This is a genomic window from Pseudoblastomonas aquimaris (genome assembly GCF_035481675.1).
Taxonomy (GTDB): Bacteria; Pseudomonadota; Alphaproteobacteria; order Sphingomonadales; family Sphingomonadaceae; genus Alteriqipengyuania_B.
In genome coordinates this window covers 1,290,034-1,311,241 of record NZ_JAYJJW010000001.1, presented here as the reverse complement: position 1 = coordinate 1,311,241, position 21,208 = coordinate 1,290,034, and the positions used below count along the sequence as shown (strand labels likewise).

20 protein-coding genes and 1 tRNA gene are annotated in these 21,208 nt (G+C 65.4%); 12 read left to right on the top strand and 9 right to left on the bottom strand.

Annotated elements, in window-relative coordinates; genetic code table 11:
- Positions 1 to 23 precede the first annotated feature (23 nt).
- The 6 genes from VCJ71_RS06445 to VCJ71_RS06420 all read left to right on the top strand — a co-directional run bounded on the left by VCJ71_RS06445 (position 24) and on the right by VCJ71_RS06420 (position 6,206).
- The gene (locus VCJ71_RS06445) at positions 24 to 602 is read left to right on the top strand and encodes a thymidine kinase (RefSeq protein ID WP_324639865.1); all 579 of its coding nucleotides are present in this window, start codon (positions 24 to 26) and stop codon (positions 600 to 602) included.
- A complete protein-coding gene (truB, locus tag VCJ71_RS06440) occupies positions 599 to 1,591 on the top strand; it encodes a tRNA pseudouridine(55) synthase TruB (protein ID WP_324639864.1) in 993 nt (330 codons plus the stop codon). Before VCJ71_RS06445 ends, truB begins: the two co-directional genes overlap by 4 nt.
- Positions 1,592 to 1,619: 28 nt before the next feature.
- Positions 1,620 to 1,889 carry a 30S ribosomal protein S15 gene (gene rpsO / locus VCJ71_RS06435; protein ID WP_290136823.1) on the top strand — a complete coding sequence of 90 codons (270 nt, stop codon included), beginning with the start codon at positions 1,620 to 1,622 and terminating at the stop codon, positions 1,887 to 1,889.
- 172 nt (positions 1,890 to 2,061) lie between these two features.
- Positions 2,062 to 4,371 (top strand): polyribonucleotide nucleotidyltransferase, encoded by a 2,310-nt coding sequence (gene pnp / locus VCJ71_RS06430; protein ID WP_324639863.1) that lies wholly within the window; start codon positions 2,062 to 2,064, stop codon positions 4,369 to 4,371.
- A gap of 91 nt (positions 4,372 to 4,462) precedes the next feature.
- Positions 4,463 to 5,539 (top strand): sensor histidine kinase, encoded by a 1,077-nt coding sequence (locus VCJ71_RS06425; protein WP_324639862.1) that lies wholly within the window; start codon positions 4,463 to 4,465, stop codon positions 5,537 to 5,539.
- Positions 5,526 to 6,206: a spermidine synthase family protein gene (locus VCJ71_RS06420; RefSeq protein WP_324639861.1), complete on the top strand. Its 681-nt coding sequence runs from the start codon at positions 5,526 to 5,528 to the stop codon at positions 6,204 to 6,206. Before VCJ71_RS06425 ends, VCJ71_RS06420 begins: the two co-directional genes overlap by 14 nt.
- A 3-nt stretch (positions 6,207 to 6,209) precedes the next feature.
- Here the strand turns inward: VCJ71_RS06420 and VCJ71_RS06415 are convergent, their stop codons facing one another.
- The 5 genes from VCJ71_RS06415 to VCJ71_RS06395 form a co-directional block, all read right to left on the bottom strand.
- The gene (locus VCJ71_RS06415; protein ID WP_324639860.1) at positions 6,210 to 7,145 is read right to left on the bottom strand and encodes a DUF481 domain-containing protein; all 936 of its coding nucleotides are present in this window, start codon (positions 7,143 to 7,145) and stop codon (positions 6,210 to 6,212) included.
- Positions 7,146 to 7,231: 86 nt separating this feature from the next.
- Positions 7,232 to 8,335 carry an NAD(P)-dependent alcohol dehydrogenase gene (locus VCJ71_RS06410; protein ID WP_324639859.1) on the bottom strand — a complete coding sequence of 368 codons (1,104 nt, stop codon included), beginning with the start codon at positions 8,333 to 8,335 and terminating at the stop codon, positions 7,232 to 7,234.
- Between the two features lies 1 nt (position 8,336).
- On the bottom strand, positions 8,337 to 9,455 hold the full coding sequence (locus VCJ71_RS06405) for an NAD(P)-dependent alcohol dehydrogenase (RefSeq protein WP_324639858.1): 1,119 nt from the start codon (positions 9,453 to 9,455) through the stop codon (positions 8,337 to 8,339).
- Between the two features lie 58 nt (positions 9,456 to 9,513).
- Positions 9,514 to 10,047: a DUF1993 domain-containing protein gene (locus VCJ71_RS06400; protein ID WP_324639857.1), complete on the bottom strand. Its 534-nt coding sequence runs from the start codon at positions 10,045 to 10,047 to the stop codon at positions 9,514 to 9,516.
- 92 nt (positions 10,048 to 10,139) lie between these two features.
- Positions 10,140 to 10,844, bottom strand: a complete 705-nt coding sequence (locus VCJ71_RS06395) for a GcrA family cell cycle regulator (protein WP_324639856.1) — start codon at positions 10,842 to 10,844, stop codon at positions 10,140 to 10,142.
- A 78-nt stretch (positions 10,845 to 10,922) separates the two neighbouring features.
- Between VCJ71_RS06395 and VCJ71_RS06390 the strand changes: the two genes are divergently transcribed.
- Positions 10,923 to 11,813 (top strand): ABC transporter permease, encoded by an 891-nt coding sequence (locus VCJ71_RS06390; RefSeq protein ID WP_416379142.1) that lies wholly within the window; start codon positions 10,923 to 10,925, stop codon positions 11,811 to 11,813.
- Positions 11,814 to 11,823: 10 nt separating this feature from the next.
- Here the strand turns inward: VCJ71_RS06390 and hspQ are convergent, their stop codons facing one another.
- On the bottom strand, positions 11,824 to 12,204 hold the full coding sequence (gene hspQ, locus VCJ71_RS06385; RefSeq protein ID WP_324640888.1) for a heat shock protein HspQ: 381 nt from the start codon (positions 12,202 to 12,204) through the stop codon (positions 11,824 to 11,826).
- A 172-nt stretch (positions 12,205 to 12,376) separates the two neighbouring features.
- Between hspQ and VCJ71_RS06380 the strand changes: the two genes are divergently transcribed.
- Positions 12,377 to 12,465, top strand: a tRNA-Ser gene (locus tag VCJ71_RS06380).
- A 91-nt stretch (positions 12,466 to 12,556) separates the two neighbouring features.
- Here the strand turns inward: VCJ71_RS06380 and VCJ71_RS06375 are convergent.
- Positions 12,557 to 13,582, bottom strand: a complete 1,026-nt coding sequence (locus tag VCJ71_RS06375; RefSeq protein WP_324639855.1) for a LacI family DNA-binding transcriptional regulator — start codon at positions 13,580 to 13,582, stop codon at positions 12,557 to 12,559.
- A 13-nt stretch (positions 13,583 to 13,595) separates the two neighbouring features.
- Complete coding sequence (locus VCJ71_RS06370) at positions 13,596 to 14,930, bottom strand: MFS transporter (RefSeq protein ID WP_324639854.1); 1,335 nt, start codon at positions 14,928 to 14,930, stop codon at positions 13,596 to 13,598.
- 171 nt (positions 14,931 to 15,101) lie between these two features.
- Between VCJ71_RS06370 and VCJ71_RS06365 the strand changes: the two genes are divergently transcribed.
- The 3 genes from VCJ71_RS06365 to VCJ71_RS06355 all read left to right on the top strand — a co-directional run bounded on the left by VCJ71_RS06365 (position 15,102) and on the right by VCJ71_RS06355 (position 19,608).
- Entirely contained in the window at positions 15,102 to 17,558 is a 2,457-nt protein-coding gene (locus VCJ71_RS06365; protein WP_324639853.1) for a TonB-dependent receptor domain-containing protein, read from the top strand.
- Between the two features lie 89 nt (positions 17,559 to 17,647).
- Complete coding sequence (locus VCJ71_RS06360; RefSeq protein WP_324639852.1) at positions 17,648 to 18,730, top strand: glycoside hydrolase family 68 protein; 1,083 nt, start codon at positions 17,648 to 17,650, stop codon at positions 18,728 to 18,730.
- Positions 18,727 to 19,608, top strand: coding sequence for an ROK family protein (locus tag VCJ71_RS06355; protein WP_324639851.1), 882 nt, complete (start codon positions 18,727 to 18,729; stop codon positions 19,606 to 19,608). The genes VCJ71_RS06360 and VCJ71_RS06355 overlap by 4 nt, the downstream gene beginning before the upstream one ends.
- 69 nt (positions 19,609 to 19,677) lie before the next feature.
- On the opposite strand, the gene VCJ71_RS06350 is transcribed toward VCJ71_RS06355, so the two are convergent.
- A complete protein-coding gene (locus VCJ71_RS06350; protein ID WP_324639850.1) occupies positions 19,678 to 20,502 on the bottom strand; it encodes a M48 family metalloprotease in 825 nt (274 codons plus the stop codon).
- Positions 20,503 to 20,873: 371 nt separating this feature from the next.
- On the opposite strand from VCJ71_RS06350, the gene VCJ71_RS06345 reads away from it, so the two are divergent.
- On the top strand, positions 20,874 to 21,095 hold the full coding sequence (locus VCJ71_RS06345) for a hypothetical protein (protein WP_290135829.1): 222 nt from the start codon (positions 20,874 to 20,876) through the stop codon (positions 21,093 to 21,095).
- The last annotated feature ends 113 nt before the right edge of the window (positions 21,096 to 21,208 follow it).

The following is a 21,208-nucleotide window of genomic DNA, read 5'->3' as shown; positions in this document are numbered from 1 at the left end:
CCGGGCAGGATACCCACGGGCCGATGGCAAAGCTGTATTTCTATTACGCGAGCATGAATGCCGGCAAATCGAGCACCCTGCTGCAGGCGGCCTTCAATTACGGCGAGCGCGACATGCGCGTGTCGCTGTGGACGGCGGCGATCGACGACCGGCCCGGCTTCGGCGCGATCAGCAGCCGGATCGGTCTTGCCAGCGACGCGCACCGTTTCGAGGCGGATACGCACATCCTTGCCCGGGTGCTGGAAGACCATGCGCGCGAGCCGATTCATTGCGTGCTGATCGACGAGGCGCAATTCCTGACCGAGGGGCAGGTGTGGCAATGCGCCGAGATTGCCGACCGTCATGGCATCCCGGTGCTGTGCTATGGCCTGCGCACCGATTTCCAGGGCGCACTGTTCCCCGGCTCCGCCGTACTGCTGGGCATCGCCGACAGCCTGGTGGAATTGAAGGCCGTCTGCCACTGCGGGCGCAAGGCGACGATGAACCTGCGCGTCGATCAAAGCGGCGCTGCGGTGAGCGAGGGCGCGCAGACCGAAATCGGCGGCAACGACCGCTATGTCGCGCTGTGCCGCCGCCATTTCAGCGAGGCGCTGGGCAAGTGAGCGACGATGCGATCAACGGTGCGATCAATGGCTGGATCATCCTCGATAAGCCGCGCGGGCTGGGCTCCACCCAAGCGGTCGCAGCCGTAAAGCGTAATTTGCGCGAAGCGGGGCTGCCGAAGACCAGGACCGGCCATGGCGGCACGCTCGACCCCGAAGCCGAAGGCGTGCTGCCGATCGCGCTGGGGGAGGCGACGAAGCTTGCCGGCCGCATGCTCGATGCGAGCAAGGTTTACGACTTTACCATCCAGTTCGGGGAGGAAACCGACACGCTGGATGCCGAGGGCGAGGTGACGCAGCGCACCGACCGCCGCCCGCCGATGGCCGCGATTTCTGCGGTGCTGGAGCACTTCACCGGCGAGATCGAGCAGGTCCCGCCAAAATACTCTGCGCTGAAAGTCGACGGAAAGCGCGCCTACGACCGCGCGCGGGCGGGCGAAGAGGTGGAGATGAAAACGCGGATCGTGACGATCCATTCGCTCCGCCTGCAGGGGCAGCGTGACGATGGCGACGACATCCCGAGCGCCTTTGCCACCAGTGCCGGCCGCCCCGACCCCTACGATCCGCAGGCACCATTGGAACTGGCCGATGCGGTCACGCTGACGGCGCACGTCAGCAAGGGCACTTACATCCGCTCCCTTGCACGGGATATCGCACGCGCCCTTGGCACGCTGGGCCACGTTACCTACCTCAGGCGTACCAAGGCCGGCCCGTTCCGCCAGGAACAGGCGATTTCGCTAGACAAACTGAACGAAATCGGTAAGGGCGCGGCGCTTGAAGACCTCCTCCTGCCGCTCGAAGCGGGGCTGGACGACATCCCGGCCCTGGTCCTCGATCCGGAAAGCGCGCAGGCGGTCCGCCAGGGCCGGGTCGTTTCCGGGCTGCCCCACACCGACGGGCTTTACTGTGCGATGCTGGCCGATGTGCCGGTAGCGCTGGTGGACCTGAACGGCGGCACGGCGAAAGTCGTGCGGGGGTTCAACCTTTGAAGATGTCGCTGAGCAAGTGAGAACAGACATGTCGGTTACCGCCGAAAACAAGCAGAAGATCATCAAGGACAACGCCCAGGGCAAGGGCGACACCGGCTCCCCCGAAGTACAGGTCGCCATCCTGACGGAACGCATCCGCAACCTGACCGACCACTTCAAGAGCCACCACAAGGACAACCATTCGCGTCGCGGCTTGCTGGCCATGGTCAACAAGCGCCGCAGCCTCCTCGCCTATCTCAAGAAGAAGGACGTGGAGCGCTACAACGCCCTGATCCAGAAGCTGGGTCTGCGTAAATAAGAGTTACCGGGGGGCGGCTCGAAAGGCCGCCCTTCGTTTATCCGGCACCTGCGCAATCCGGCGCAGGCGTGCGGCCAATGGGGCGAGATGAGCCCCGAACCGGACCGGGACGGTATCCCCGGCAGTAGGCCCCGCACCGCAATGAGGCCGTGCGGGTCATTTAGGAAAATACATGTTCGACAAGAAAACCGTATCGCTGGAGTGGGGCGGAAAGACCCTCACCCTCGAAACCGGCCAGATCGCCCGTCAGGCTGACGGCGCCGTGCTGGCCACCTATGGCGAAACCGTGGTGCTGTGCGCCGTGACCGCCGCCAAGAGTGTTCGCGAAGGGCAGGACTTCTTCCCGCTGACTGTCCACTACCAGGAAAAATTCTCCGCTGCGGGCCGTATCCCGGGCGGCTTCTTCAAGCGCGAAGGCCGCGCCACGGAGAAGGAAACGCTGACCTCCCGCCTGATCGACCGCCCGGTGCGGCCGCTCTTCCCGGAAGGCTTCTACAACGAAATCAACGTGATCGCGCAGGTTCTGTCCTATGACGGCGAGACCGAGCCCGATATCGTCGCGATGATTGCCGCCTCTGCGGCCCTTACCATCAGCGGCGTGCCTTTCATGGGCCCGATCGGCGCGGCACGCGTCGGCTTCACCAACGATGGCGAATATGTCCTCAACCCCAGCCTGACCGATGCGCTGGGCGAAGACGGTCGTCTCGACCTGGTCGTCGCCGCGACGCAGGACGCGGTGATGATGGTCGAATCCGAAGCGAAGGAACTGACCGAAGAGGAAATGCTCGGCGCCGTCATGTTCGCGCACGAGGAAAGCCGCAAGGTCATCGGCGCGATCATCGATCTCGCCGAGCAGGCCGCCAAGGACCCGTGGGAAATCGACCAGTCGGACGATACCTCCGCGATCAAGGAAAAGCTGCGCGGCATCGTGGGTAGCGACATCGCCGCCGCCTACAAGCTGACCGACAAGTCGGCCCGCTCCGACGCGCTCAACGAAGCGCGCGCCAAGGCGAAGGACGCGTTCGCAGACGATGAACCGCAGACGCAGATGGTCGCCAACAAGGCGGTCAAGAAGCTGGAAGCGGAAATCGTGCGCGGTGCCATCCTTAAGGACGGCCAGCGCATCGACGGCCGCAAGCTGAACCAGGTCCGCCCGATCGAGGCGATGGTCGGTCTGCTGCCCCGTACGCACGGTTCGGCCCTGTTCACGCGCGGTGAAACGCAGGCGATCTGCACCACCACGCTGGGCACCAAGGATGCCGAGCAGATGATCGACGGTCTCGAAGGTCTGTCGTACAACCACTTCATGCTGCACTACAACTTCCCGCCCTATTCGGTCGGCGAAGTGGGCCGTTTCGGCTTCACGAGCCGGCGCGAAACCGGTCACGGCAAGCTCGCATGGCGCGCGCTGCATCCGGTGCTGCCCGCGCATGAGGACTTCCCGTACACCATCCGCATCCTGTCCGACATCACGGAGAGCAACGGCTCGTCCTCGATGGCGACCGTGTGCGGCGGCTGCCTGTCGATGATGGACGCCGGCGTGCCGATCGAGCGCCCGGTTTCGGGCATCGCGATGGGCCTGATCCTCGAAGGCGACGAGTTCGCCGTCCTGTCGGACATCCTGGGTGACGAAGACCACCTCGGCGACATGGACTTCAAGGTCGCCGGTTCGGAAAAGGGCATCACCAGCCTGCAGATGGACATCAAGGTCGCCGGCATCACGCAGGAGATCATGAAGACCGCACTGGCTCAGGCCAGCGAAGGCCGCGCGCACATCCTGGGCGAAATGCAGAAGGCCCTGGGTTCGGCACGCGGTGAGGTGTCCAAGCACGCACCGCGTATCGAGACCATGCAGATCGACAAGTCGAAGATCCGCGACGTCATCGGTACCGGCGGCAAGGTGATCCGCGAGATCGTGGCCGAAACCGGCGCCAAGGTGGACATCGACGACGAGGGCGTGATCAAGATCTCGTCCAGCAATGCCGACGAGATCGCCGCTGCTAAGGCGTGGATCGAAGGCATCGTCGAAGAAGCGGAAGTCGGCAAGATCTACAACGGCAAGGTCGTCAACATCGTCGACTTCGGTGCATTCGTGAACTTCATGGGCGGCAAGGACGGTCTCGTCCACGTGTCCGAAATGAAGAACGAGCGTGTCGAGAAGCCGACCGACGTCGTCAGCGAAGGCCAGGAAGTGAAGGTCAAGGTCCTCGAGATCGACCAGCGCGGCAAGGTCCGCCTGTCGATGCGCGTGGTCGACCAGGAAACCGGCGAAGAGCTGGAAGACACCCGCCCGCCGCGCGAACCGCGCGGTGATCGCGGCGACCGCGGCCCGCGTGGCGGCGGTGATCGTGGCGGACGTGGCGGCGGTCGCGGTGGCGACCGTGGCGGTCGCGGTCGTGGCCCGCGTGGCGGCCGTGACGGCGACGGCGGTAACGACAACGGGGGCGGTGAAGCCCACGTGCCCGACTTCCTGAAGGACTGATCCTTCAAACGCCTTTTGGCATTTCAGGGCCGCGGGAGTATGCGCTTCCGCGGCCCTTTCAATAATAGCCAGACGAAAGCGACCCGATCCGATGTTCAAGGCCCTTAGGGACCTTCCGCCCGATAGTCTGACCTTCCTGCAGCGACTGCCGCTGGCTCGTCGTCGTCCGTGGATCGGCTATGGCGTCGCCATCCTGTCCAGCGTGGCGGGGCTGTTGTTGCGCTGGGCCGTCGAAGGGGCGTTGCCGGACGGCTTCCCCTACATCACCTTCTTTCCCCCGGTCATCCTGACCGCCTTCTTCTTCGGCGTCGGGCCGGGAGCGCTCGCCGCTTTGCTGTGTGGCCTGCTGAGCTGGTATTTCTTCATCCCGCCGGTCGAAAGCTTCGCGCTCGATTTCCGGGCGGTGGTGGCTCTGGCTTTCTTCCTCGGTATTGTGGTGGTCGACATCGCCCTCGTCCACTGGATGCAGATCGCCAACGCGCGCCTGGCACTGGAACAGCGAAAGAGCGCCGAACTGGCCGAGACGCGCGAGATGCTGTTCAAGGAACTGCAGCACCGCGTCGGCAACAACCTGCAGATGGTCTCTTCGCTCCTGACGCTTCAGCAGCGCGGCATGGCCGAAGGGGAGGGCAAGCAGGCCTTGGCCGATGCGTCGCGCAGGCTGGGGTTGATCGGCCGGCTGCAGCGGACTCTGTACCGTGCCGACGGCGCGCAGTTGCCGCTGGGCAGCTACATCAACCGCATCGCGCAGGACACGCTGGACGCTTCGGGCAGGCGCGATATCCGCTACCTGTTCGACGAGAAGGTGCAAGGCACTCTGGAGGCCAAGGACGCTGTGCCGACGGCCCTCGTCGTGGCGGAAGCGATCAGCAACGCGGTGGAGCACGCCTATGCCGACGGCGGCGGCCCGCTGGAGGTCACGGTGGTTGAAAACGGGGAAGAGAACGAGGACCGCTGCTACATCATCTGCATCCAGGACGAAGGCATCGGTTTGCCCGACGGGTTCGAACTGGAAGGGTCGGACAGCCTGGGCCTGCGGATTGCCTGCACGCTGGCGAAGGGCTTGCGCGGGGAGTTCACGTTGGACAATCGGACTGACGGGAAGGGCGCGATCGCCCGGCTCGTGATCCCGGGGTCGCAACCGGAGGGTTACGATGCTGCCGCGTGAACATATCGCCACTGCGGAGATCCCCGGCGGGGGCACGCTGGAACTGGTCAGCCACGGGCGCGACTTCATCATCATGCTGGGCCGGGACGAGCTGATGGGCACGCGCATGCGCTTCAGCGAGGAGCAACTGGCCGAGCTCACGGTGGAGCGACTGGAAGCAAGTTCGCCGCACCTGCTCATCGGCGGCTACGGCATGGGCTTCACTTACCGCGCGGCACTGGCCGCCCTGCCCGAAAGGGGCAAGGTGACGGTGGCGGAGGTAGTGCCCGATATCCTCGAATGGGCGAAAGGTCCGCTGACGGAATTGACCGGCGATTGCATGGACGATCCGCGCGGGGAAATCGTGATTGCCGATGTCGCCGCGTTGATCGACGATGCGGTAGACGGCACCACACCGCGTTACGACGCGATCCTGCTCGACGTGGACAACGGGCCCGACGGCATCGTCCACGATGGCAACGAACGGCTTTACACGCGCACCGGGCTCGCCCGGGCGCGCGACGCGCTGAACCCGGGCGGCCTGCTTGCCGTGTGGTCGGCGGCGGACGATCACAAGTTCACCCAGCGCCTGCGCGATGCACGTTTCGATGTGGAGGTCCGCAGGGTGCGTGCGCGGCCCAACAACAAGGGCCCGCAACATTTCATCTGGTTCGCGCGAAAGCGTTGAGGCTCAAAAGCCGTAGATGAGCGTGAACCGGGTGAGGGTGTCGGTCGAAACCGCGCCTGCCAGCGGATCGGTCTCGTATTCCACGGCGTAGCTGAAGCGCGCGGATAGCGAGGACCCGAGCCCGGCCTCCAGCCCCGTGCGCGCCGCCAGCGTCGTGCCTTCGGGTTCATAGAACACGCTGGCATCCTCGAACAGTTTCAGCCGCTCCGCCACCTGCCAGTCGAAATCCAGCGCGGCGAGGGCGGAAATGCGCTCCCGCGCCGTGCCGTCCACCCTCTCGGTGCGCCGCCAGGCCGGACCGCCCTTGACCGAAAGCTGCACCTCCTTTTCGTCGAGCAGGGTCAGGCCCGCGCCGCCGGAGAACGAATAGCGCGCGTCGTACCCCTGGAACCGGTCGCTCTCGAACTGGGCGAGGCCGTAGACAAACACCCAGTCGTCCACCCGGTAGTTGGGCTCGTACGTCGCCCGGTACTGTTCGCGCGCGGCGACGCCGTTGTTTTCCTGGTAATCGGCAAGCAGCGCGAGCTTGTGCGTCCAGTCGATGCCATCGCGCTCCAGCTTAGCGCCTGCCGTCAGACCCAGCTGGTCGGCGTTCCCGGTAGCGCGGAACCCGCCGAGCTGGCCTTCACCGGACCAGCGGGCGAAAACGCCGGCTTCTCGGAGCGCGCGCTTTTCCTCGGCGGCTTCTTCGGCAGCGATCCGCTCGCGTTCGGCGGTGAACGCCGCCACCAGTCCGTCGATTTCCTCGACCGCATCGGGGTTGGTCGTGCGCGCCGCTTCGGCGACGGCCGCGACCTTTGCCGCATCACCTGTGGCGATTGCGGCATCCACCATCGCGCGCGCCGGTTCCGGCAGGTCCTGCGCCGCGGCCGGCGTTGCAAGAAGGACAAGCGCGGCCAGCGGCACGGCGCGGCGGATCGGGTCAGGGATGGCAAACATGGATCGGGCGGCCCCGGCTGCTTCACGAATATGCGAAGACGCCTAGAGGCCGCCCGGCCATTGTTGCAACCCCGGTCGACCGACCGTCAGCCCATCTCGATGATCGGCTTGAAAACCGTGCCGTCCTCCAGATCGGCGACGGCCTTGTTGATTTCGTCGAACTTGTATCGCTTGGTCAGCTTGTCGAACGGGAAGCGGCCCTGCTCGAACAGATCGACCAATTGCGGGATGAATTGCTTCACCTTGCTGTCGCCCTCCACGCAGCCGACGATCTTGCGGCCGCTCAGGATGTGCTCGTTGGCATCAAAGGAATAGTCGGTGCCCTGCGGCGGTGCGCCCACGACCACCAGCGTGCCGCGATTGGCGAGGGCGGACCAGCCGTCCCTGGCCGCGGCGGCATTGCCCGAACATTCGATCACGTAATCGACGCCGGCCGGCACGATCTTGCGGACCGCCTCGGCCACATCGGTATCGTCTCCTACGGCGATTGTATCGGTCGCGCCCAGCTCTTCTGCGGTTTTCAGTCGGTCGGTATTGGGGTCGATGGCGATTATGACCGATGCCCCTGCGACCTTTGCCGCCATCAGGGCCGCCATGCCGACGCTGCCGCAGCCCGACACGGCGACGGCGGAACCGGCCGGCACCTGGGCGGTCCGCAAGACCGCGCCGGCACCCGTCTGGATGCCGCAGCCCAGCGGGCCGAGCAGCGAGATGTCCGTATCGCTTTCGATCTTCACCACGTTACGCTCGTGCGCGATGGCGTGGGTCGCGAAAGACGATTGCTGGAAGAAAGCCGCGTTGGGGCCGTCTTCGAAGACCGACCGGTCGCTGCCCTGCCGTTCGTTCATGAAATTGAGCGGATTGAAATCCGCGCAATAGGCAGGATCGCCTTCCTGGCACGGCCGGCAATGGCCGCAGCTGCCGTAGGACAGCACGACCTTGTCGCCTTTCGCGATGCCTTGCACCGCATCGCCGACTGCCAATACTTCCCCTGCCCCTTCGTGACCGAGGACGGCGGGGAAATTGGTCGGCAGATCGCCGTCCTTCACGGCCAGATCGGTGTGGCACAGACCGGTCGCCACGATCTTGACCAGCACCTCGTTGGGGCCCGGATCGTCGATCGTCACATCGCGGATCTCGAAATCCGCGCCCGCTTCGGCCACCACTGCCCCGCGTGCTTGCGTGCCCATGTCAGCGCCCCACCACTTCGCCGCGAACCGGATCGTCGATTTTCACGGCCTTGTCCGCCGCATCCTTGTCGTCGCGGAGGCTGGCCATGTCGATCACGTGGCGGAAGCGGACATCCTCTTCCTGCATGCGCTCGAACGCGGTGTTGATCTCGTCCATGCGGATCATCTCGATTTCGGGCCGGATGTCGTGCTTGGCGCACAGCTCCAGCACTTCCTGCGTGTCCGCCACGCCGCCGATCAGCGACCCGGTCACGCCGACGTGCTGGAACACCATGGTGGCGGTGTCGAGATCGTCGAAGCCCAGGAAATTGCCGACGACGGCGATCTGGCTCTTGGCTTTCATCAGAGCGAGATAGGGATTGAGATCGTGCTGGTAGGGAATGGTGTTGACGATCAGGTCGATGGTCTGCGCGTTTGCCTCCATCGCATCCCCGTCATTCACGTCGATGACCGCGTCCGCGCCCAGCTTCTCGATCGCGTCTTTCTTTCCGGGGCTCGTCGTGAGCGCGACGACTTTTGCGCCCAGCGCCTTGCCGATCTGCACGGCCATGTGGCCGAGCCCGCCGATGCCCGCGACACCCAGCGTCATCCCTTCCTTCAGGCCGAAATATTTCATCGGCTGGTAGGTCGTGATGCCCGCACAAAGGATCGGGGCGGCGTGTTCCAAGTCGATCGCGTCTGGGATCGTCAGCGCGAATTCCTCGCGCACGACGAACCCGGTGGAATAGCCGCCATAGGTGTTAGTCCCGTCGGGCTTCTTCGGACCGTTGTAGGTCAGCGTGCAGCTTTTCGGGCCGGTGCAATACTGCTCGTGCCCCATGTCGCACTGGTCGCATTCCTGACAGGAATTGACCATGCAGCCGATGCCGGCCCGGTCGCCCACTTTGAACTTCGTCACACCTTCGCCGACCGCGGTTACGGTGCCCACGACCTCGTGGCCGGGAATGCACGGCCACACGGTGTTGTCCCAGTCGTCGCGCGCTTGGTGAAGGTCGGAATGGCAGACCCCGCAATGGGTCACCTCGATCGCAATCTCGCCGGCGCGCGGATCCTCGCGCGTGAATTTCAGCGGGCTCAGCTTGGCGCTGGCTTCCTGAGTACCGTAGCCGACGACTTCCATGTTTTGTCCTTTCGAATGGGGGCTTGCTGCCCCAACGGAAGGAAGTCGTCGGTTGTTCCTAGCCTTCGATTTGCGAGAGGCGCAGCGCGCCGAGATAGTCGCGCTTGCCCAGCGAAACGCCCTTCATCCGCAGGATGTCGTAGAAGGTCGTGGCGTGGAAATAGAAATTCGGCAGGTTGAAGCTCAGCAGGAACTCTTCGGCCGGGCCTTCGAAGCGCGGCTTGCCGCCGAGGACGAATTTCACGTTGCGACCGGCCAGTTGGGCCAGCTCGTCTTCACTGACCTGGCTCAGCGTATCCTGCGCATCGGCGATCATGGCGTGCATCGCGGCCCAATCCATCGGCAGTTCGGTGAAATTGGGCGTAAATTCGCCGCCCGCAGCCTGGCGCAGCGCATAGGCCGAATGCATCCAGCAGGCGCGCACGTGCCAAGGCAGGTCCCACATGTCGTCCGCAAGCTTCGCCTGCAGCAGCTCGCCGTCGTCGAGATCGTTGGCGCGGACATGGGTCTCCGCCTTGGAGACGAGCCCGTCGAGCCCGGTCAGGATCTGGCGGCAGCTGCCGACGAAGGCGGTGTGGAGGGAAATGGCCATGGGGAAGCTCCGTTGGTGGGCAACAAAAGGGCCCGGCAGTCTTGTAACTGCCGGGCCTCAATTTTGTGTCGCGGCACTCGGTTGTTGCCGGATTAGCGGACGCGGGGCCCGCCGAAGGGCAAGGGCGGCGGGGGACGGCGCGCACCGCGCGGCAGCTGTGCCTGGTACGCCCGGCCGCAATGCTGGACGCAATAGGGGAAGCCGGGGTTCACCGCCTCGCCGCAGAAGTGGAAATCGCTTTCGCCCGGGTGGCCCATCGGCCAGCGGCAGACCTTGTCCGACAGGTCGAGCAGGCTGGTCTTGTCGGCAATCGACGGGTCGGGCTTGGCAGGCACCAGCCGGCGCGGCGGCGCGGGCGGGATCGGCGGCTGCTGGTCGCCGGGCCCTTGCCGCAGGAAGCCGCCGGGGCCGACCGAGACGATTTTCGGCTGATCGGCGCGGTTGGTTGCGCCGGGGATCGGCTGGCTTTGGACCGGCTGCGATGCGGCGGCCGGACGCTGGCCCGGGGCCTGTGCAGGCGCGGCAGGTTTCGCTGCGGCAGCAGGCGCGGGCGCAGGTGCCGCGGGCTTCTTCGGCGTGGGCTTGGCAGGCGCAGCCTTTTTCTTCTTGGCGGCCGGCGCGGCCTTCTTCTCGTTCGCCTTCACCGGCGAGGGGCGGCTCTTCAGCCCGAGGCGATGCGCCTTGCCGATCACGGCGTTACGCGACACGCCGCCCAGCTCGTCGGCGATCTGGCTTGCCGTGGCACCGCCTTCCCACATCTTGGTGAGGGTGGCGATACGGTCTTCGGTCCAGCTCATGCAAATTCCTGTGCGTTGTCAATTCGGGGCGCGCGGCGCGCTTGCCAGCAGGGGCGCCGCCCGATAGGCGCACGTCCCATGACCGATCAAGCGCAATCGCTTGCTTCCGAAGCGCCCGTCCTGCGGCAGGACAGCGGCACATCGGCGGGCAAGTTTCCGCCCCCGGGGGAAGCCCGCTTCCACGGGATGAACCGTGTCGGGCTGTGGACGCTCTATGTAAAGGAGGTCCGCCGGTTTCTCAAGGTGCAGACGCAGACCGTCTGGGCGCCCGCGATCACGACGCTGCTGTTCCTTGTCATCTTCACCGTCGCGCTGGGCCGCAGCGGGCGCGAAGTGCTGGGCGTGCCGTTCGGCAGCTTCGTGGCGCCGGGCCTGATCATGATGGGCATGATGCAGAACGCCTTTGCCAATTCCAGCTTCGGCCTGCTGGTCGGCAAGATCCAGGGGACGATCGTCGATTATTTGATGCCGCCGATTGCTTCGTGGGAGCTGATGCTGGCGATCGTCGCCGCGGCAATCACGCGCGCGGTGATGGTCGGCGCGGCGGTGGCGCTGGCCATGTGGCTCTATCCCGGCGTGACCCTGTCCGCGGAACATCCCTGGGCCATCGCCTGGTTCGGGCTGATGGGCGCAATGCTGCTGGCGCTGGTCGGGCTGATCACCTCGATCTGGGCCGAGAAGTTCGATCACAATGCGGCGATTACCAACTTCGTGATCGCGCCGCTGACGCTGCTGTCGGGCACGTTCTACGTCATCGACAACCTCGCGCCGACATTCCAGACGATCAGCCGGCTGAACCCGTTCTTCTACGTGATTTCCGGCTTCCGTTACGGTTTCCTAGGGGAGACCGACATCGCTTCGACCGACGCTGCCGTATGGCACGCGGCGCTGGGCGTGCTGGCGCTGAATATCGTGGTGGCGGTGATCACCTACCGCTTGCTGAAGAGCGGGTGGAAGCTGAAGAGCTGAGGCCGCGGGCCTAGTGGCTCAAGCTGCGGCGCAGGCGATAGCGCCCGTCGGCAAAATCCTCGAACAATTGCGGCACGGTGGGATGGTCCACCGGCCCGCCAAGGCTGTCTTCGAGCAGGTTCTGCTGGCTGACGTAGGCGACGTAGCTACTGTCCTCGTTCTCTGCCAGCAAGTGGTAGAACGGCTGTTCGCGTTTGGGGCGCACGTCCTGCGGGATGGATTCGTACCATTCCTCGCTGTTGGCGAACACAGGGTCGATATCGAACACCACGCCGCGGAAATCGAACAGGCGGTGGCGCACGATATCGCCGATCGCAAAGCGCGCCTCGTTGCTGCGCGGCGCATCGATCCGGCGGCCGGCCTGCGCGGAATAGAATTCGGTACGGTCCATCATCGCATGGTAAAATAGGGGCTGCGGGTTATCGAAACAAGAAAGCGGCCCTAGGCAGTGCCCGGAAATTTACGCAGTCGCAGCATTGCAGGCTTGGCAAGCCGCACCGCTTTCGCTAACCGCCGCGCTTCCCGGACCGGCGGCCCGTGCATGGGCCGTGTGCTTTTCTTGCGGAGAGGTGCCGGAGTGGTCGAACGGGGCAGTCTCGAAAACTGTTGTGCCTTCTGGGTACCGTGGGTTCGAATCCCACCCTCTCCGCCAAAGCACCATCCCGTCCTTTTCTGCGCAATTCTGCTGTAGCCCCAATGTCCCGCATGACGGCAAGCTGCGATGGCCCTTGGCCGGTCGCTACTCAGGCCGTTCCGCGCACCACCAGTTTCGGCGGCATCACGATGCTTTCGGTATTCTCGCCGGCAATTCGCCTCAACAGCAATTCGACCATCGCGCGTGCGCCGCCGGCTATATCCTGGCGGATGGTCGTAAGGGCGGGGGTGGTCTGCTGGGCGATGGGCAAATCGTCGAAGCCGACGATGCGCATGCCTTCGGGTACCGCACGCCCCAGCTTGCGCAATTCGCCCAGGCAGGCGAGGGCGAGAAGGTCGGTGGCCGCGAAAAGCCCGTCGTAGGAGCCTGCCGCGCGCCGCATCAAGGCGGCGATTTCCGTTGTCATGCCACTGGTGGCCACATGGGCGGGCAATTCGTCCAGCCGCGCGCCGTAGGCATCCGCCACCTGCTTCGCGCCTGCAAAACGCGCGGCGAATTCGGGCGCATTGGTATCGCCCACGAAAGCCAGTGTCTTCGCGCCGCCTGCGACCAGCCTTTCCGCCGCGAGCTTGCCGCCCAGCCGGTTGTCCGAGCCGACAACGCAGTGTCGCTGCCCTTCTCGGTGCTGGCCCCAGACGACCATCGGGCGATAGCCATCGGCCACTTCCTCCAGGTGGTCGAACTGGTCGGACTGGCCGACCACGATGACCCCGTCGATCATGCCCGAACCGATGAACGGATCGAGCCAGTCCTCGTCGCTGGCGGGCACGACCCGGCGCAGCATCAGATCATAGCCTTTCTCGGTCAGAGCATCGGCCAGATGGCCCAGCAGCGTCATGAAGAACGTGTCGGACACCTGCTGTTTCTGTTCGTGTCCCAGCGGAATGATCACCCCGATGACGCCGGTCTTCTGGCGGCGCAGGCGGCTGGCCATCTGGTTGGGGCGAAAGCCGTGCTCGCGTGCCAGCGCCTCGATTTTCTCGCGGGTTTTGGTGTTCACCAGACTCTTGCCGGCCAGCGCGCGCGACACGGTACCGGGCGATACCCCGGCGAGTTTCGCCAGGTCCGTGATCGTGCGCACGGGGCGCGGGTCGGATGCGTTCCGGTCAGCCATGCCCCTTGCTAGCCTAGCCGGCCCGCGCCTGCATCACCTTTGGCACCGGACGGCCTGCATCGACGAACATGGTCGCGACCGCGCCGAGGATCATTAGCGCGCCGCCCAGCAGCAGCACATTGCGCGGATCGCCGCCCAGCAGCGGCTCGTAGAACAGCGGCATGGTCAGCGTCTGGATCAGCATCGGGATGACGATGAACATGTTGAAGATGCCCATGTAGATGCCGTTTCGCTGCGGCGGGATGGCATCGGCCAGCATCACGTAGGTGTTGCCCATCATGCCGGCCCAGCCGATGCCGATGCCCAGCATCAGCGCGAACAGCATCGCGGGCGTGTCGACGCCGGGGATCAGCAGCATGGCGATGCCCGAGGCGGTGAGGCAGAAGGCATGGACCGACCGCGCGCCCAATTTCCGCACCACCGGGATCAGCGCGAGCGCCGCGAGGAAGGCGATGAAATTGTAGAGCGCGCCCGCCTGCTGGGTGGTCAGCGTCGCATCGCGGAACGCGGCGCTAGACGGGTCGGAAGTATCGTACAGCGACCGCCCGACGGCAAAGGTGATGTACTGCCAATAGGCGAACATCGCGTACCACTGGCACAGCATGGCGAGCGAAAGCTGGCGCATGGCGCGCGGCATGGCGCGGATGGCGCTGCCGATTTCCACCAGGGTGGCGCCCGGCGTCAGCGGCTTGGCCTCCAGCTCCGCCTGCTCCTCTTCGGTCAAGGGCAGTTCCGGCACGCGCCACACAGACCAGACGATGGTGCTGATCGAAAGGATCGCCCCGATGATGAAGGCGATGCGCACCACCACCGGGATGCCGTTGTCGTCCAGCACGTCGCGGGCGACGAAGCTGGTGAGGAGGGTGGGGGCGAGGTAGGACAAGGTCTGCGCAAGGCCGGTAAAGGCGCTTTGGGTCAGAAAGCCGATGGAACGCTGTTCCGGTACCAGCCGGTCTGCGACATAGGCGCGATAGGGCTCCATCGTGATGTTGTTACCGGCATCGAGGATCCAAAGAAGGCTCGCCGCCATCCACAGCGCGCTGGAATAGGGCATGAGGAACAGGCTGATCGAGCAGATTATCGCACCGATCAGGAAATAGGGCGTCCGCCGGCCGAGGCGGGAGGAGGTCCGGTCGCTCATCGCGCCGATGATCGGCTGGACGATCAGCCCGGTCATCGGCCCTGCCAGCCACAGCAGCGGCATCGTCGCTTCTTCCGCGCCGAGGAAGCCGTAGATCGGCCCCATGTTGGCCTGCTGCAACCCGAAGCTGAATTGCAGGCCGAAGAAGCCGATGTTCATTTCGATGATTCGCGGCAGCGAGAGCCGGGGCTTGGTGGCGATAGTCATGGCGTTTCCTCTCACCCGGTGCGCGGTCGTTGCCGGCGGGTGGCGCAGGACTGGCACAATCGCAGCAAACTTGCAAACGTTTGCAAATTGCACTTGCAAACGTTTGCAGCAGGCGTATGCATTGGGACGAATCGCGCGTCCGACGCGAAGATCCCGGAGGAGAGTCCAGCCATGAAGTTTCGTCACGCCCTCGCATTCGGCGTTGCCCTGAGTGCCTTTTCCACCCCCGCGCTGGCGCAGGACGCCCCTGCGGCAGACGGCGATCCTGTGCTCGAAGGCGAGGAGATCATCGTCACCGCCGTCGCCGGCGGGCAGAACAGGCTCGACAGCTCGATCTCCATCAGCTCGGTCGACGCGGAAAGTATCGCCGATCTCAACCCGCGCTCTGCGGCGGACCTCATCCGCCAGCTGCCGGGCATCCGGTCCGAAGCTTCCGGCGGGGAAGGCAATGCCAACATCGCCGTGCGCGGCATTCCGGTCTCCACCGGCGGGGCGCGCTATATCCAGCTGCAGGAAGACGGCCTGCCTGTCCTCGAATTCGGCGACATCATCTTCGGCAACGCCGACAATTTCGTCCGTGCGGACCGCAATGTCGGCCGGGTCGAGGCGGTGCGCGGCGGCTCTGCCTCTACCTTTGCCTCCAACTCGCCGGGCGGGGTGATCAACTTCATTTCCAAGATCGGCCAGCAGGAAGGCGGCGCAGTCGCCCTGTCCGGCGGTCTCGACCACGACAGCTTCCGGCTCGATTTCGATTACGGCGCGGCCTTGAGCGACGTCGATTATTTCCATGTCGGCGGCTTTTGGCGCGAAGGGGAAGGGCCGCGCGACATCGACTATCGCGGCTTTTCGGGCGGCCAGGTGAAGGCGAATTACACCCGCGAATTCGATGCGGGCTACATCCGCTTCTACGGCAAGTATCTGAACGACCGCACGGCCACTTTCCTGCCGCAGCCGGTTTTCGTGGACGGCAGCGGCGATTATTCCGCGCTGGCCAATTTCGACCCCCGCAGCGATGCGTTGCAGTCGCCGTTCTGGACCGATCCCGTGACCCTGGGGCCGGACAACCGCGTCGCCACCTACGATTTCAGCGACGGTCTGGAAGTTCTTTCCACTGCGGTCGGTTTCGAAGCGCAAATCGACCTCGGCGACTGGACGCTGACCGAACGGTTCCGCGTGGCCGATAATTCGGGCGGCTTCCTCTCGCCCTTCCCGGCGAGCGCCGGCGCCGCGCAGTCCGTGGCCGACGGCATCGGCGGCGCAGGATCCGGACTGGTCTATGCAAGCGGTCCGCTGCAGGGCCAGGCTGTGGCCGACCCGTCGACGCTGGGCGGCAACGGCATCGTCAGCCAAGTAGTGCTGTTCAACACCCGCCTCAACAGCCTGCGCAACATCACCAACGATTTCCGCCTGTCCGGCGATCTCGGCGGCATCCGCCTCACGGCAGGCTTTTATGCGTCCGAACAGGAAATCGACACCGACTGGCTGTGGACCAGCCACCTCCAGACGACCGCCGGCAATGGCGAGGCTGTCCTGCTCGACGTCGTCGATGCCGCCGGCAATCTGGTGACCCAGGGCGGCAATGTCGGTTTCGGTGCCAGCTTCTTCGGCAATTGCTGCCGGCGCAGCTACGACGTCACTTACAAGACCTATGCCCCCTTCGCCTCGCTCAGCTATATCCTCGGCGACCTGACGCTGGACGGCAGCGTGCGCTACGATTTCGGCAGCGCGGAAGGCAGCATCGGCGGCCCCGACACCGGCGTTTCGACACGCCCGGGCGTCATCTCGTACGACTTTGACGGCGACGGGACGATTTCGCCGGCAGAGGCACAGACGAGCTGGATCCAACCCGACAGCTTCGCCCCGGTCGATTACGACTTCGACTACCTGTCGTTCTCCGTCGGCGCGAACTACTTGCTCAGCGACGCGATGTCGGTCTTCGCGCGCTACAGCCAGGGCGGGCGCCACACGGCGGACCGCAGCCTGTTCTCGCCCGCCGTCAGCACCATCGATGGGGACGTCGCGGGCGGGGACGACGGCGGCGTGATCGCCGAAGTCACGCAGGTCGAGGCCGGCCTCAAGTACCAGGCGCCGGGCGTGCGGTTCTATGCCACCGGCTTCTTCGCCGAAACCGCGGAAACCAATGTCGAGATCGCGCCGCTGGTGCTCACCGACAACCGCTACGAAGCCTTCGGGGTGGAACTGGAAGGCAGCTACAGCATCGGCGGCTTCTCGATTTCGGCCGGCGGGACGTGGACCGATTCCGAGATCAAGGATGCGCTCAACGCGGCGATCATCGGCAACACGCCGCGACGCCAGGCCGATTTCGTCTACCAGGCGACCGCCCAGTACGAAAACGACCTGTTCACGATCGGCGCCAATGCGATCGGCACCACCGACAGCTTCACGCAGGACAACAATGACCTGAAGCTGCCGGGCTACACGCAGGTGAACGCCTTCGTCGCCATCCGCCCGATCGACCGGGTCGAGTTTGCGGTCAACGCCAACAACCTGTTCGACGTCTACGGCTATACCGAAGCGGAAGAGGGTTCGATCCCCGGCAACAACATCGTGCGCGCCCGCTCCATCGCGGGGCGGACGGTGGTGGGCTCGGTCCGGATCGACTTCTGATCCATCTCGATCCGATCGACACGACCGGCGGGCGCCACTCCCTCCGCCCGCCGGTACATCTTGCCAAACCGATAAGTTAGGGTGCAGCCGTGGTAACCGCCTGGACTCTCGAACACGCCAAGCTTGCGGCCGGACAGCGGCCCGCCCGCCTGCCGCTGTGGCCGGACGCGGCGATGGAGCGCCCGCGCGAATACCTGTTCTACTGGGACATGTGGCCGGTACAGGACCGCGACGGCCGGATCGCCGACGTCGCCGGGCGCGAATTGTGGATGATCCTGACCGCGCCGGACGATGGCGATCCGGACCAGCGGCATTTCAAGGCGAAGATCCACTGGCTCGAACGCAAAGGCGATCACTGGATCGACCTCGGTCCCGTCCTGCCGGAATTCGGCGTACCCTACGAGCGCGAATGGTCGGGCTCTGCCCTGTGGGACGAGGGGCAATTCACCCTCTGGTTCACCGGCGCAGGGCAGGTGGACCGGCCCGGCGGATACCAGCAGGCGCTGTACGAAACCTCGTCCGGCACCGGGGCCGATGGTCTCGCCGCCGGATGGAGCAAGCCGCGCCCGATTCTCGGCCGCCTGACTTCGGACTATATTGCCGCCGATGCGCACGAGGGCGAGGCCGGACGGATCAAGGCCTATCGCGATCCGTTCTACTTCCGCGATCCGGCCGACGGGCGCGACTACCTCGTCTTCACCGCCTCCAGCCCTTCGGCCGGGAGCGAATTTACCGGCGCCGTTGGCCTCGCGGCGAGGGTCGGCAGCGACTGGCAATTGCTGCCGCCGCTGATCCGCGCTGGCGGCGTGAACAACGAGCTGGAGCGGGCCTGCCTCGTCGTTCGTGACGGAGCCTATTTCGCATTCTGGGCAACCCAGGCGCACACTTTCGCGCCCGCAGCGTCAGGCGCTCCGACCGGACTTTACGGCATGGTGGCGGACAGCCTGCGCGGCCCCTACCGCCCCTTGAACGGGTCCGGCCTCGTCCTGGCCAATCCCGCGCAGCGCCCGCAGCAGGCCTATAGCTGGTCGGTAACGCAGGAACTGGTGGTGTCGAGCTTCGTCGATGTCGTCGACGGTGCGTTCGTCGGCGCGCCGGCCCCGCTCGCGCGCTTGACGCTCGACGCCGGGGCTGCAACCGCCACGCTGGTGGGGTCGGGGGACGACGCATGACGGTAGCACGGCTGGGTGCGATCGAGGCGGGGGGCACGAAATTCGTACTCGCGGCGGGCGATGGCCCGACCGCCATCGCCGCCTCCCACACGATCCCCACGACAACGCCGGAGGAGACGCTGTCCCAAGCCCTCGCCTGGTTCCAGGACCAGGGACCGCTGCAGGGCCTCGGTATTGCGAGTTTCGGCCCCGTCGAGCTGGACCGCGGGTCTTCGGAGTGGGGACATATCCTCAAGACCCCCAAGCCCGGCTGGTCGCATTGCGACCTCGCAGGCTATTTCGTGCGTCACCTGTCCGTGCCAGTCGGCTTCGAGACCGACGTGAACGGGGCGGCCCTTGGCGAACACGGGTTTGGCGCGGGGCAGGGTGTCGCATCGCTGACCTACGTGACCGTGGGGACCGGGATCGGCGGAGGGGCCATTTCGAATGGCCGCCTCGTCCATGGCGCGGGCCACCCCGAGCTGGGCCACATCTATTCGCGCCGGGACGCGGACGACCGCGACTTTGCAGGAACGTGCCCCTTCCACGGCGACTGCCTGGAAGGTCTCGCCAGCGGCCCTGCCATCCTGGCCCGCTGGGGCGCGACCTTGTCGGAGCTCCCACAGGACCATGCGGCGCACAATCTGGTGGCCGGCTATCTCGCCCAGATGTGCCACACAGTCTTTGCGTCGATGGCGGTGGAGACGATCGTGTTGGGCGGGGGCGTGATGAAGGCCCCCGGCCTGCTGGAACGGGTCGTCCGGCAAGCTCGGGAACTGGGTGCCGGATACCTGCCCAAGTCGGAGGTTCGCCGGATCGTGCCGCCATCGCTGGGGGACCGCGCCGGGATAACCGGGGCAATGCTGATCGCGCAGCGGGCTGCCGCAGGCGGTTCGTAAACCGATCGCCCGCGGCATACGGCACGGCGCCGGTGCTCGACGCACTTCTCGCGCGCTTCGAGCCTGCCCTCAGTCCTCGATGTCGATCGGCCGGTCGCGCCAGGATACCAACGGCGCTGCGGCCGAAAACGCGGTTGTCGTCAGGTTCCAGCGCGTGATCTCGGCCTCCATCGCCTCGGCGCGCGCTTCGCGGGAGGGGTAGGCGCGGCTGCGCAGCCAGCCGCCCTCGCGCTCGGCACCCGTCTCGGAACGCCAGAAGTGCGGGGCGAGCATCGGATCGAAGCCCGCATTGGCGAGCAAGTGGACGCTCAACCGGTCCGCCTCCATTTCCGCGCGCCGGTTGCGGCGGGCATTCTTGCCGAATTCGGCCAGCAGGCCCTTTCGCACCCCGGCTTCCTCCAGCCGACGCCGATGTTCCAGAACTTGGTGCGCCAGCTCGTGCGCGACGACCACGGCAAGCTGCCCGTCATCCAGCGTCGCCGCGAGCGCGGAGGAAATCTGCACGATTTCGGCATCCGCACGGGCGAATTTCTCGTTCGACGGGAAAATCTCGATCAGCGAACGGCAGGCCGGGACAGGTTCGACCGTCACCTCCGTCAGATACCCGCCGCGCGAAACGGAGAGGGTGACGGCCGCGGCGGGGTCCCGCTCCGCCAGCGCGCCGGATACGGAGATATAGCGGAACTGGTCCTCCTCGCGGCGCTCCGGGAGCGGCTCCCCGCCTGCCAGCCACAGCGCGTCGCCCGCCCGCAGCCCCGCCCGGGCGGCAGGGCCGCCCGCCGCGACGGCACTCAGGGCAACCCGGCTGTCGTCGATGAAGGCAGGGTGGGGCTGGTCATAAGGCGTGTCCGAATACTGGTCGCGACTGATCAGCGACAGCCCAAGTCCGGGCATCGAATACCTGCAAAGCGGCGCATTCGAGGCAGTAATGCGGTGGGCGACACTGGAAAGACGCGCGTCCAACTGTGTCATATTCGCGTCAGTTGCTTGGGCTTGCGTGCTAAAAAGCAAGAGAAAACCGGCCAAGGCGGTTGCAATCGGGGGCGGTAATCGCATAGGAGGGGCCTCAACGGCTCTCGATGGGGGCGTTGCCAGGGGGATTCTCCCTGTTCGACGGTGGAGTTCACCCACCTTAGGGCGATGGTAACAATGTTGTCACCTTTTGATGGCAACGACTGCATCGAACGGGTTGGACGGCCTTTGAGGGGACCGGACGAGCCTGGCCATAAACAAGAAACGTAAGAATCTAATGAGGTCCTGACACTATGCGTAAAATCCTGCTTTCCGCCGCTGCCCTTTCGATGGTTGCCGGCACCTCGGTTGCCCAGGCCGCTCCGGTCGACGCACGTGCAGCTGCCAACGTCGAAGGCGAATCGCTCGACGGCATCAGCATCCTTCCGCTGCTGCTCGGCCTCGCTGCCATCATCGGCGCGATCTTCGTGATCGCTGACGATGACGACGACACGACGATCCCGGTCAGCGTCTAATCGGCGTCGCAGCTCAGGCTGCGGACTAGATGATCACCAAGGCGGGCGTCCCTTCGGGGGCGCCCGTTTTGTGTTGTCTGGGAGAGAGGCGGTTTTTGTGTCGGGAGATCCCG